Source organism: Paenibacillus sp. OAE614, from assembly GCF_040546645.1.
GTDB lineage: Bacteria > Bacillota > Bacilli > Paenibacillales > Paenibacillaceae > Paenibacillus_AQ > Paenibacillus_AQ favisporus.
In genome coordinates, this window is the sequence record NZ_JBEPOD010000001.1 from 5,156,892 (window position 1) to 5,169,411 (window position 12,520).

Genomic DNA, 12,520 nt, shown 5'->3' on the forward strand with positions numbered 1-12,520 from the left:
AAGAAGACAGACCGCACCTATAACCATCTTACCCCAAGCAGCCGCAGTCCAAAAGTTTCATGGAGATGAATGACATGTTTGAAGATCTGGATGTATTCGCCACGGTGGTGGAGCAGTCGAGCCTGAACAAGGCCTCGAAGCTGCTGAATTTGTCCCAGCCCGCCCTCTCGCGCAAAATTACCAAGCTGGAGGACGAGCTCGGCGTGCAGCTGTTCAACCGCCGCGGCAAGCGCCTTGAGCTGACGGCCTTCGGCCAGTCGGCCTATACCTTTGCCCTGGAACAGCGGCAGCAGCAGCAGAAGTTCATGCAGATGATCGCCAAGTACAAAGGGGACGATCAAATTTCGGTGACGCTCGGAGCCAGCCTGACCACGCTTCAGACGACGCTGCCGCCTTTGGTGAACGCGTTTATGGAGAAGCACCCTTCCGCTGAGCTGAAGCTGGTCACCGGGAAAACGCACGAAATCGTGTCGGCCGTCCGCGACAAGAAGCTGGACGCAGGCATCGTCGCCTCTTCAATCGAAGAGCCCGGTCTGCGCTGCACGCCGCTGTTCGACGACCACCTGGAGCTGGTGCTTCCCCGCAATCACAGGCTGTGCGGCCAGGATAACGTGAGCATGGACATGCTTCACGGCCTGCCGATGATTATCTTCTCAACCGGAACGTGGTACCGGAAATTGACCGACGAATTGTTCCACCGGGCCGGCGTCGTGCCGGACATCCGGATGGAAATGGATTCATTTGAAGCGATCGTCCGGCTTCTGCCCGCCTGCAGGGCGGCGGCACTGCTGCCCAAGTCGTATTTGCGCAGTCAGCTGCTGGACGACAACGACCTGGCCATTCTTCATATTCCCGATCTGCAGGAAACGCGGCGCACCACCTCGCTTGTCTACTCCGAAAACGGGGGACTGAGCGCCGGGGCACGCCGCTGGATCGAAGAAACGAAAAAGATTTTCGGCCGCACCCGGGATGAATGACGCGGTGCCGGCAAATGACGAGCCGTCAAGACGGGATTCCCCCGCTCCTGACGGCTCGTATCATGTTGCAGGCTATTTCTTCCCCATGGGCCTGGCGGGCCTGGAAGCCGCCGGCTCCGCCTTGACCTCAAGGCCCAGCTTGCGGGCGACAAGTCCCGTGGTGCTGGCCTGCAGCAGAATCGTCAGCATGATCGCCATGAACGTCACGGCCGAGATGACATCAGCGTGGGCTACGCCCATGCCGGCGATCATGCCCGAAAGGGCGGCGGGAATGACCCCGGTCTCCCGGATCCACATCATGAACAGCAGCTCGCGCCAGGACCATTTGACCTTTCGGTCGGGCAGGGCGCAGAGCAGAATCGTGATGGGCCGGGCGATGACCATCAGCACCAGGACCGCCGCCAGGCTTGGCCAGAAGTAATCGCCAAGCACCCGGAAGTTGACCTGGCTGCCGAGCAGGATGAAAATGAGCATCCGCATCATGACGCTCGTATTGTCCGCAAACGATGCGGTCTCTTCCAGCTTATCGTCCATCGACAGCCCGAACGTATCCGCGTTTCCCCAGATCAGCCCGGCCACGAAGGTCGCCATAAATCCGCTGACATGAATCAGGTCCCCTATTAAATATGAAGAAAGTGCTACGACGATCATCGTGATCGTCGTGTAGTCTTTCAGGACGCCAAGCCGGAAATGGGCAACGAGATACGTAAGAATCACAGATATGACAGCGCCGACGAGAATGCCGCCGACGGCGGTTTTTAAGAAATCCCAGGCCATCGTCCCGATATGTAAGGAACCGCTGCCCGTCACCGCGGCCAGCAGCGCAAAGGTCAGAATCGAGCCGGTCGCGTCGTTGAAGGCAGACTCGCTCTCCACCGTCTCCCGTACCCTTTCCTTGATCTTTACCTGCTTGAACACAGGAATGATCGAAGCGGGGTCAGTCGAGGCAATGACGGCGGCGGCCAGGAAGGCAAAAAGCCAGTCCAGCCCGAACAGGTAATGCACGGCAGCTCCGACGATCAAGGTCGTGACAATGACGCCGGGAACGCTCAGCATAGAGAGCGTGATCCATACCTTCCGCAGCCCGCTGAGCTTCAGGTTCCGGCCGCCGTCAAACAGGATCAGCGCTGAGCCGACGGAGAGAATCAGCTGGTTGATAAGAGAGCTGCTTGCCTCGTTGATCAGATGCAGCCCCTGCCCAAGCAGCATGCCTGCCACGATAAACACAGCAACGTCCGGAAGCCTGAGCCAGGAGGCCAGTCTTCCGGACAGCATGCCCACGGCAATGATAAACAGCAGCAATATTAAAATGTGATGAATGATTTCGGTCGTCGGGGATTCCATTTCTGTCTCACTTCCGGATTTACGATTTGACGTTCACCGCTTCGCTCTCGAAGCGGTCGATATTGCTGTTGGAGCCGATGATGACCATGATGTCGCCCGTATGCAGCTGGTCCATCGCCGTCGGAGCAACGATGACTCCCTCGGTACGGTGGAGCGCAACAATGCTGCATCCGTACCGTGCTCTCGTATTGACTTCGCTGAGCGTCTTTCCGTTCAGGCATTGCGGTACGGTCATCTCCACGATGCTGTAATCTTTGGACAGCTCGATGTAATCCAGCAAATTCGGCGTCACGAGCTGGTGCGCCACCCGGATGCCCATATCCCGCTCCGGAAAGATTACCCGATCCACGCCCAGCTTAGACAAGGCTTTGCCGTGCAGCATGGAGATGGCCTTCGCCACCACGGTCTGAACGCCGAGTTCCTTCAGCAGGATTGCGGCCAGGATGCTCATCTGGATATCGTCCCCGATCGCTACGATCCCGCAGTCAAAATTGCGGATTCCCAGCGATTTGAGAACCTCCTCATCGGTTGCATCCGCCACCACGGCGTGGGTCAGATGCTCGCTCATATCATCTACCACTTCTTCATTGATGTCCACCCCAAGCACCTCATACCCCAAATCCATAAGCTCCATGGCCAGGCTTGAACCGAACCGCCCCAAACCGATGACGACAAACTGCTGTGTTTTCATTTCTCTCCAGATGCTCCTTATCCCTTAATGTTGGTTCTATATATGGTTCTTATGACAAAATCGAAACTTTGAATCACCCAAGTCCGTTACCCAATAATGATCTTGCCTTCGGGATGGCGGTACAGCTCCTTGCCTTTCTTAGGACCGAGCGCATAAGCGAAGGTCAATGGTCCAAGACGGCCGGCAAACATCGTCAGACAGATCAGGATTTTCCCGATCAGGGACAAATGCGGCGTCAACCCAAGGGTCAGTCCAACCGTGCCGAAAGCCGACGTCGTCTCGTACAGGATCATCAAAAAGCTGCTGTCTTCCGTCGTAGACAGAACCATGGATACGCCGACCACCAGGAACAAGGCCAGGAACGTAATGGTCAACGCTTTAAAAATTCGCTCCTGCGCCAGACGGTAACGGTAGATGACGATGTCATCACGCCCTCGGATCATTGCAATCACCGCACCGACAAGGATGGTGAACGTCGTGGTCTTGATCCCACCCCCGGTGGATCCCGGCGAAGCGCCGATAAACATCAGAATGATCGTAAAAAATTGCGACGCCTGGCGCATGCCTGCCAGGTCCAGCGTATTCGCCCCAGCCGTCCTCGGCGTAACCGACTGGAACAGGGAGGCGAGAATTTTACCGCCCCAATTCAGCGAACCAAGCGTCTTGGGATTCGTGAATTCAAAGATAAAGATGACGACCGCTCCGACCACAATCAGAGCACCGGTCATGGACAGCACCACTTTGGTGTGGAGCGACAGTTTCCGGTGTACCTGGTAATCCACCAGATCGGACATGACGATAAAGCCGATGCCGCCGGATACGATCAGAAACATCACCACAAAATTGACGAGCGGGTCGTATACAAATCCCGTCAGGCTGTTAAAATGGCCGAACAGGTCAAATCCCGCATTATTGAACATGGACACGCCATGAAATATTCCAAAATAGATCGCTTTTCCAAGAGGCATATCGAACGACCACCGGATGGCGAGCAGTAACGCTCCGCAGCCTTCGATACTCAACGAAAAAAATATCACTTTCCGAATCAGGCGGACGATGCCTTCCATCGTGTTCTGATTCATCGCTTCCTGCAGCAGGAGCCGGTCCCGGAGCGAAATCCGGCGCTTGAACACCAGAGCGATCAGCGTGGCCATCGTCATAAAACCGAGCCCGCCGATCTGGATCAGCAGCATGATGACGACTTGACCGAACGTGCTGAAATACAGCCCCGTATCTTTGACAACCAAACCGGTCACGCAGGTCGCCGAGGTTGCCGTAAACAAGGCATCCATAAAATTCAGCGGCTTACCCGTCGTGTTCGAAATCGGCAAGGTGAGCAGTATGGCTCCGATCAAAATAATGGCCGCAAAACCGAGCGTTAATACTTGCGGAGGGGCCAGCCGGAACCACTTCCATTTACCAATCAATACATTCACCTCTTTAAAAAAGTCAAAAGAAAAAAAGCATCGGAAATCCAATGCCTTTCGGTTTGGCTCCTGCATGCACGACGCCTACGAGGTTAGCTGACGGATTCGGGCATGCACAGGTTGCCCTATTCGCGGACTAAACCGTCCCAACGAAATTCACCCCAAAAAATTGGTTCCCCCGTTTTCACTTGGAAATTCGGCGTTCTTATTCATTTGCATCAAAATTATAATCTTTATTGTAGGACTTCACAAAGGCCTTTTTCTGATGAATTGGATGGAAAACAGCCTGATTCGCAATGCAGGTGGACACGGCCTGCGGTTATCTTCTCTTTTCGATGGCTTTCCTTGATTTTCATCGTTTTTTCACCACTATTTTCAGGGTATACTGGTTTTGGGCGAATCTTCTATGTTATGTTTACCGTACTGTATTGGGGGGAATGGTATCTTTATCACATTCAAGGGGGGATTTCATGGACCGGTTAAACCAGCCGCTGGAAATCAGGGCCAATTATAAATGGCTGGGCATTTTGGGGGTCATCGGCCTTATTTTATTCTTTTTTGTACAAGTGTTTCCGCAGACGAGCTCGGAGACGCTAGAGGGGCAAACGACCAAGGTCATCAGCAAATCGGAGGCGGAAGCAGCCGCCAAAGCGTTTGCCTCGGACCGGTTGAATATTCAAACAGGCATTGCCGCCGAACCGCTCGTCACGTACCAGTCGGAATCGGACCTTTACGGTTATTTATCCAGAGAGAAGCTTCTTAACGAATATAACAAGAAATACGAACCGAAGTATCCTTATGACGTGTTCCGGGTCCGGCTGCCCGAGTCGAGCGATCAGGGATATGTCAATGTAGACGTACATATGAACACGGGCAAGGTGGTCGGGTTCTCCATCACGCCTCCGTACTCCAAGTATGCTGCCGCGATGGCTGAATCGAACGAAACCATGCGCAAGCAGAAACTGAGAATTGTGGAAGGGAACATGACGCTGGAGGATAAAGAGGAAATCGCCTCGTCCTGGCTGCAGAAGCTGGGCTACAGCACAAGCTCCTTGAAAGTATCGAGCGGCAAGGATGAGCCCGGATTGATCTATACCGACTCCTCCTCGCACATCGGGGAATCGCAGCTGGAATTCAAGTTTGCCTTTGAGGATGGGGAGCTTCACTCCTTCCTCCCTGGATTTTCGGTCCCATCCGCTCATACGGCTTATGTAGAGAAGCAGACCAAAAGCGCCACGATGCTGACCATGCTGGGATACGGACTGTTTACGATCGTGCTCGGCATTCTCGCCATCATTTACAGTGCGCTGACGCGGCGGTACACCTCCTTTGCCCGCGGGCTGTTTTTGTCTTTGTTTTATTTTGTTGTCTCATTGCTGACGACTTATAACATGCTGCCGGTGCTGGAAGCGGAAGGCTTCTCCCAGTTCGGGATAATCGCGGCCATGGTCGTTCAGGTGATCCTGAGCATAGCGATGACGGTGCTCCTGTATTTCTCCCTGGTCGGCGGGGACGGACTATGGCGCAAAGCCGGTTACAACGCCTGGGCCCGCGCCAAAGAGCCTGGATACGGGCGTTACGTGCTCCACAGCATGTTCACCGGGTATTTGTGGGCGTTTATCCTGATGGGGGCGCAGTCGGTGATCTATCTCGTCCTGGACCGGACGATCCACAGCTGGTCCACGACGGACGCCTCGCAGTCCCCGTATAACATGCTGTATCCGTGGATGCTGCCGATCATGGCCTGGATGGCCGGCATCTCCGAGGAAGCCGTGTACCGCCTGTTCGGCATACCGATGCTGAAGAAAATCGTAAGAAACACATTTGTCGCCTGCGTCATTCCGACGCTGATTTGGGCCTTCGGCCATACGCTGTACCCGATCTACCCGATATACACTCGTCCGATCGAGCTCCTGTTCATCGGTCTCCTGTTCAGCTTGATCTTCCTGCGTCACGGCTACATCGCGGTCATGTTCGCCCACGTCGTGTTCGACAGCATCCTGATGAGCTTCAGCTTGTTCAGCATGGGGGATCTGACGAACATTTTGGCGGGCGTGGTCACCTGCGTCATGCCGTTTATCGTCGCCTGGGTCATTTACCTGTTTTACGGCAAAAAGAAGGAGAAGCCGTATGCTACGACTCCTCCTCCTGAAGGGCTGCTATAATTTGTCCGGCGAGCTTGTCGCCGATCGAGAGAGGCCGGAAGTCTTCAATCCGGGCCTCTTTTATTTTTTTGAGCGAGCCAAAATGCTTCAGCAGCAGCTTGCGCCGCTTCTCGCCGATGCCCGGGATGGCGTCGAGCTTGGATGCCACCATCGACTTGCCGCGCTGCTCGCGGTGGAAGGTGATGGCGAACCGGTGCACCTCATCCTGGATGCGCTGAAGCAGGTAAAACTCCTGGCTGTCGCGCGGCAGCGAAATCGGCTCGGGCGGATCGCCCACCATCAGCTGCGCGGTCCGGTGCTTGACGTCCTTGACCAGACCGCACACCGGAATGAACAGGCCCAGCTCGTTCTGCAGCACGTCGATCGCGGCGGAAATTTGGCCTTTGCCGCCGTCCACGACAATCAGGTCGGGCAGCTCCAAATTTTCCTTGAGCACGCGCTCGTAGCGTCTGCGGACGACCTCCCGCATCGTATCGTAATCGTCCGGTCCCTGAACCGAACGGATTTTGTACTTCCGGTATTCCTTTTTGTCGGGCTTGCCGTCGATAAACACGACCATCGCCGATACCGGATTCGTTCCCTGGATGTTGGAGTTGTCGAACGCCTCGATCCGGTGCAGCGACTCAATGCCAATATACTGGCCGAGGTTTGCGGCGGCCTTGGACGTCCGCTCCTCATCCCGTTCGATCAGGCGGAACTTCTCGTCCAGTGAGACCTTGGCATTCTCTTCCGCCATGGCCACAAGCTGGCGCTTCGTTCCCCGCTGGGGCACCAGCACCTTGATGCCGAGCCATTCCTGCAGGGATGCAGCACCGCCGCCGGCATCGATCGATTCCGCGGCATCCTCTGGCCGGCTGCTGTCTTCCGCCTCTTCCCCTTTTGGCATGTCAGGCAGCAAAATTTCCTTTGGCAGCGCCGGATTGTCGCTGTAATACTGCGTCACGAAGGACATAAAATCGCTGTACGCCTCGCCATAAAATGGAAAAACAGACGCGTGACGCTGGATCATTTTCCCCTGGCGCATATACAGAATCTGCACGCACATCCAGCCTTTATCCACGGCAAATCCCAATACGTCGCGGTCCTTCGTGTCCGTCGTCGTAATCTTCTGCTTCTCCATGATCGCTTCAATGTTCAGGATCTGGTCGCGCAGCTCCTTTGCCCGTTCAAAATACAGCTCCTCCGCCGCCTCCTGCATCTTACGCTGGAGCTCCTTCTTAATCTCTTCGTGTCCGCCGCTCAGAAAAGAAGTAATTTCCTGGGTAATACGGTCATATTCCTCCTGAGGAACTTCCTTCTCGCAGGGTGCCAGGCATTGGCCCATATGGTAGTACAGGCATACCTCCTTCGGCATGACCCCGCATTTGCGCAGCGGATACATCCGGTCCAGCAGCTTTTTCGTCTGCTGCGCGGCGTAAGCATTCGGATAAGGGCCGAAATACTTGGCTTTGTCCTTGAGCACGCGGCGGGTCACCTCAAGACGGGGATGCGGCTCATTGGTAATTTTAATATAAGGAAACGTCTTATCGTCCTTCAGCAGGACGTTATATCGCGGCTGATGCGTTTTGATCAGATTACATTCAAGAATGAGTGCTTCAATGTTGCTTCCGGTCACGATATATTCAAAATCCCGGATATCCGCCACCAGGCGCTGCGTCTTGCCGTCATGGCTGCCGGTAAAATAGGAGCGGACCCGGTTCTTCAGCACCTTGGCTTTACCCACATAAATAATCTTGCCATCGGCATTCTTCATCAAATAACAACCGGGCAGATCGGGCAGCAAAGCCAGCTTGTTGCGGATCTTCTCCAGTGCTCTTTCCTGTTCCTGTAATTGCTTTGCAAAATCGTCCATGCCGTATCGGCTCACCTCCCGGTACTTATATTATAGGAGAAAACGGCTGAATACAGCAATATAACCCGGCAAAAGTCGGGGTTTCGTCAAGATAGCCTATTCGGTTACCTTCGGGTCATTCCAGCGCTGCATGTAAATATGCAAGAAATCCCGACAACCTATTTTCGGCCATCTGCCAGAGATCCGTACCTACATACGAATAAAGCGCCCCCGGAATCATCCGGAGGCGCCTGTCATCGGCCATGCACCAATTATTGGTGTTTAGCGATGATGTTTTTCAGGTTTTCTTTAGAGTTCAGGCCGACCACTTTATCAACCGGTTGACCGTCCTTGAAGAAAATCAAAGTCGGGATGCTCATCACGCCGAAACGGGACGCCGTTTCCGGGTTGTCATCCACGTTCAGTTTGGCAATTTTCACGGAGTCTCCGAGCTCGTTAGCCAGGTCTTCCAGAATCGGAGCGATCATTTTGCAAGGACCGCACCATGGTGCCCAAAAATCTACCAGAACCGTACCTTGACCTTCGATTTCAGCGTTAAAGGATTGGTCGGATACATTCACAATTGCCATAATAGGTTTCCTCCTTATAAGAAAAAAATTCGGTGTATTCTGCTTCACAGAAGACAGACCATGTTTAGCGGCTGTACGCAGGAGACGAAAAAACGGCCATGCCGCTTGGTATCCCCCGTAATCGCAAGAGCGCAAATGGACGTCTAAACTGATATGTCTTTGTGGACAGTTTAAGTATAACACATTCCGTCAAGAAATGTGAAACCCTTAATTACAGATTAAACGAAATTCGGGCCCCTTAACCGCTCAGCCACCCTTTCCTGCCCCTATAAGTATTCACCATATATTCTTTACAAATTCTTTGAAGTTTGGGTATACTAATGTTAACTCGGGTTTCTCTGTTCATGAGAAGGCTCATTGACATCAGGCTGAAACCATGATGAGGAGGCATTTGTTCAAATGGATGCAAACGTGCACGCTAACGATCCGCGGAAACACGTGAACGAAGAGCCGCGCAATGATTTAATGGATCTGATGAATGGCTTTGGCGGAATGGCGCTGTTTATGACCGTTCTGTTTGCAGTCATGGTGATCATTAAATTTGTTATTTCCGGCTAATTAGCCCCATAAGGCTTACAAGAAAACCTGGCTTCGCCTGTCTTTTGGACAGGTTGGCCAGGTTTTTTTGGCTTATAAACAGTGAATTTGGTAATGATGCAAAATGCCGCTTGGCCCGGGTCCTGTTGAAATTGGCCCTTTATTCCTGTCTGCGGCGCTGATTCTCCCCGTGCAAATGCACGACATCGACGAACGGCGCGATGCGGTCCATCAGCCGCTGCCCCTTATGCCCTTCTTCGCCATCTTTGTTCGTGAAGCTCAGATGCCTTTCCAGGCCGTCCAGAGCATAATTCGACGTATAGAAGGTCGGCTTGCGGTTCATCCGGTAATTCAGGATGGAGCCCAGCACGTGGTCGCGTACCCAGGGACTCAAATTTTCGGCGCCGATATCGTCAAAAATGAGCAGATCGCACGCCTTCATCAGCTCCACGGTCTCCTTCAGCTTCACGTTATCGCTAAGCATCCCCTTCAGATCCTCCACAAAATCAGGCATGTACACGATAACCCCGGTATGACCGGTAATCGCCAGCTCATGGAGGAGATAGCTCATCAGAAACGTTTTGCCAGTCCCGAACGATCCGTACAGATACAGTCCCTTGTTCGGCAGACCGTTCTCGCGTACGTCCCGGATATACCGGAACACCTGGTTCACCGCAGGAGCCCGGTTCCGGTCCTTGCCCATAATCTCGACCTCGTTATATCCTTCGCTCAATGCACGCTCGTCCACATAAAAGCTGCGGATCCGCTTCCTGATCAGGTCCTCTTGCTGCTTGGCCGTCTGCAGGGTGCAGGGAACCTTGCGTTCCACCAGCTCCGTAATCCCGTTGACGACCTCCACCTCCAGCTTGCTGTAATGACCCTGAAAATCGTTCGGGCACCGCTCGAGCCCAGGGCAGCGGTCACAGTGCCGCCGGTCGGTTGCAAACTGGTACAGCCGGGTCACGTTCATCCGCAGCAGCGATTCTTCCAGCTCCGGATGCTCCTGCCGCAGCTCCCGTACCGCCGGATCCCTCAGTAGTTCGTCCGCGATCTCCTGCGACCGCTGTATAAAGGAAGGCCCTCTCATCTGCTTCAGCAGCTGCCCCAAAGAATCCATGCCGGTTGTCCCCCCCTCTCTTCAGGCGGTTCTATATGCCGCCCTTTTTCTTGCTTGCCTGCATTTCAGCTGCCATACGCAGCATTTCCTCAAACTCTTCCTCGCTGACATCGCCGACCTGCCCGTCTTCCTGGGCCAGCGGGATATCCGGCTTCATCTTCACCGTTTTGCCGCCGTATGTACGGGTTCTTGCGCCGCCGGCTGCTGCGGCCTGCTTTCCTTTGACCTTGGACTGGTCGCGGATGTACTCCACGGCTTTCTCATAGGAGTTGACCTGCTTCAGCAGCATGTTGGAGGCGATGGCCTCAACAAAATTGCGGTTGATCCGCTGGTCGTTCCCGCCTTCGGTCAAAAGGGACATCAAGTAGTGGATCAGCACATTGATGACTTCACCCGGCAGCTTGTAGCTGAGGTCGATCTTCTCGAATATATCGATAAAATTGTCCGGCACCGAGCCCGGAAAATAAGTTCTGAGCAGCTTCGTATACGGCTCATTCCGAAGCATCATATTATACTGGTGAATATCGCATTTGGATTGGAACTGAACCGGAACGTCGACGTAATATTCCATCTGCACGGCATGCTCCAGCGGAGCCTGCTCTTCTTCCGTTTCCGCCTGCCGGAATGAAATGACCTTCCCCGCGTACACGTCCCGCTGTTCCTGGCGCCGCTTGTCCTGGCGGAACTGCAGGCTGGCCTTATGCTGGAACTCGTCGAGCAGAATGTCGCCGTCGGGTCCAAAGATGCCGTCCTCATCGAGCAGGCGGCAAATGTCCTGGACGCTGAGATCGTATTTGCGTCCGACAAAATTGATGACGCCCATCTGCTCATGGTTGAAGCGCAGCCCTTCCACATGCCGGCGGTTGGCGGAATCCCGCGGGAAGCGCAGGATGATATCGGAATAATTCAGCGCCCCTTCCTCATCGAGAACCCGAAGTCCAGGCTGTCTTGACGTGGATACCTCAGACAACGCCTGTTCCAGCTCGTAATCGATCACATGGGTGTTCAGTTCAAAAATATCGTAAAAGGCCAATGAAATATTTTCTTTATGGACGGACGATGATCCGGCATACTCTTCCGGTTCCTTCGACCACAGCTCCTCGCGCAGCGACAGGACGGCAAATTTGCCGATCTTATCGCGCAGCAGCAGCGTCAAATGCTGTGTATTAAAGAACTCCGACGGCGAGAGTGGAGCCTGGAGCTCGTATTCGTACATGTAATCTTCCTGCTCGGGCACGTAAATCCGGCAGGATTGCAGCAGCCCCACCGCTTCCAGACGGGAAGCCTGCTCAATCAGATATTTGCGTCCCTTCTCGCTCGGCTCAAGCCCAAGCGACAGGAAAATGCGCCGCTGCTGTTCAACCCGGGAGTAGCCCAGCTTCTCTGCCGGGATATGCTGAAACAGCAGGTGGTATAAGCTGATGGCAAATGCCCCGACCATGGGCTGGTATACGGAGCTGAGCATTCGGTTGTCCAGGCTGCTTAAACCAAAATCACGGAACACGCAGTACCGGTGGTTTTCGGTAAAATGCAGCAGGCTCTTCATATGCATAATCTATGCTCCCTCCCATCGATTCGTAGACTTTCTCTATTCTATCACAAAAGGGTCCGCTTCTTCTCCGTTTTTCGACAAGTCTTTCATCCCCAAATGAATCCAGTTTGCGACATCGGTGATGACCTCCTCAGGCACATTGCCGGGCAGCTTGTACTCCTCGCCGGTCGAGTTCTTACTATAATATATATACATATGATTAAGTCCCGGATATGACTTAAAGGATACGTCTTTTCGTTGGCTCAGCGCACTTCTCCACACCTTGAGGCTCGGCGGAGGGACCTGCACG

Annotated in this window: 11 protein-coding genes and 1 riboswitch; of the genes, 3 read left to right on the forward strand and 8 right to left on the reverse strand. The window is 53.9% G+C overall.

Going from position 1 to position 12,520, the window contains the following annotated elements; genetic code table 11:
* The first annotated feature begins 74 nt into the window (after positions 1 to 74).
* Positions 75 to 977 carry a LysR family transcriptional regulator gene (locus tag ABIE48_RS23830; RefSeq protein WP_089548454.1) on the forward strand — a complete coding sequence of 301 codons (903 nt, stop codon included), beginning with the start codon at positions 75 to 77 and terminating at the stop codon, positions 975 to 977.
* Positions 978 to 1,049: 72 nt separating this feature from the next.
* Here the strand turns inward: ABIE48_RS23830 and ABIE48_RS23835 are convergent, their stop codons facing one another.
* The 3 genes from ABIE48_RS23835 to ABIE48_RS23845 form a co-directional block, all read right to left on the reverse strand.
* Positions 1,050 to 2,321 (reverse strand): cation:proton antiporter, encoded by a 1,272-nt coding sequence (locus ABIE48_RS23835; RefSeq protein WP_192717323.1) that lies wholly within the window; start codon positions 2,319 to 2,321, stop codon positions 1,050 to 1,052.
* 19 nt (positions 2,322 to 2,340) lie between these two features.
* Entirely contained in the window at positions 2,341 to 3,012 is a 672-nt protein-coding gene (locus ABIE48_RS23840) for a potassium channel family protein (RefSeq protein WP_192717324.1), read from the reverse strand.
* Between the two features lie 86 nt (positions 3,013 to 3,098).
* The gene (locus tag ABIE48_RS23845) at positions 3,099 to 4,439 is read right to left on the reverse strand and encodes a TrkH family potassium uptake protein (RefSeq protein WP_354519769.1); all 1,341 of its coding nucleotides are present in this window, start codon (positions 4,437 to 4,439) and stop codon (positions 3,099 to 3,101) included.
* 67 nt (positions 4,440 to 4,506) lie between these two features.
* A riboswitch (cyclic di-AMP (ydaO/yuaA leader) is annotated at positions 4,507 to 4,651 on the reverse strand.
* Positions 4,652 to 4,909: 258 nt separating this feature from the next.
* Between ABIE48_RS23845 and ABIE48_RS23850 the strand changes: the two genes are divergently transcribed.
* Positions 4,910 to 6,604, forward strand: coding sequence for a CPBP family intramembrane glutamic endopeptidase (locus ABIE48_RS23850; RefSeq protein WP_192717326.1), 1,695 nt, complete (start codon positions 4,910 to 4,912; stop codon positions 6,602 to 6,604).
* Here the strand turns inward: ABIE48_RS23850 and uvrC are convergent.
* On the reverse strand, positions 6,573 to 8,456 hold the full coding sequence (gene uvrC, locus ABIE48_RS23855; RefSeq protein ID WP_192717327.1) for an excinuclease ABC subunit UvrC: 1,884 nt from the start codon (positions 8,454 to 8,456) through the stop codon (positions 6,573 to 6,575). The two genes, ABIE48_RS23850 and uvrC, sit on opposite strands and share 32 nt — an antisense overlap.
* 251 nt (positions 8,457 to 8,707) lie before the next feature.
* A complete protein-coding gene (gene trxA, locus ABIE48_RS23860; RefSeq protein WP_076174051.1) occupies positions 8,708 to 9,025 on the reverse strand; it encodes a thioredoxin in 318 nt (105 codons plus the stop codon).
* 399 nt (positions 9,026 to 9,424) lie between these two features.
* On the opposite strand from trxA, the gene ABIE48_RS23865 reads away from it, so the two are divergent.
* Complete coding sequence (locus ABIE48_RS23865) at positions 9,425 to 9,583, forward strand: YqzM family protein (protein ID WP_089548459.1); 159 nt, start codon at positions 9,425 to 9,427, stop codon at positions 9,581 to 9,583.
* Between the two features lie 139 nt (positions 9,584 to 9,722).
* Here the strand turns inward: ABIE48_RS23865 and dnaI are convergent, their stop codons facing one another.
* The 3 genes from dnaI to ABIE48_RS23880 are packed head-to-tail and all read right to left on the reverse strand — an operon-like array spanning position 9,723 to position 12,519.
* Positions 9,723 to 10,679 carry a primosomal protein DnaI gene (dnaI, locus tag ABIE48_RS23870; RefSeq protein WP_192717328.1) on the reverse strand — a complete coding sequence of 319 codons (957 nt, stop codon included), beginning with the start codon at positions 10,677 to 10,679 and terminating at the stop codon, positions 9,723 to 9,725.
* Between the two features lie 31 nt (positions 10,680 to 10,710).
* Positions 10,711 to 12,231, reverse strand: coding sequence for a replication initiation and membrane attachment family protein (locus tag ABIE48_RS23875; protein WP_192717329.1), 1,521 nt, complete (start codon positions 12,229 to 12,231; stop codon positions 10,711 to 10,713).
* Positions 12,232 to 12,267: 36 nt separating this feature from the next.
* Positions 12,268 to 12,519: a hypothetical protein gene (locus ABIE48_RS23880; protein ID WP_354519772.1), complete on the reverse strand. Its 252-nt coding sequence runs from the start codon at positions 12,517 to 12,519 to the stop codon at positions 12,268 to 12,270.
* Position 12,520 lies beyond the last annotated feature (1 nt).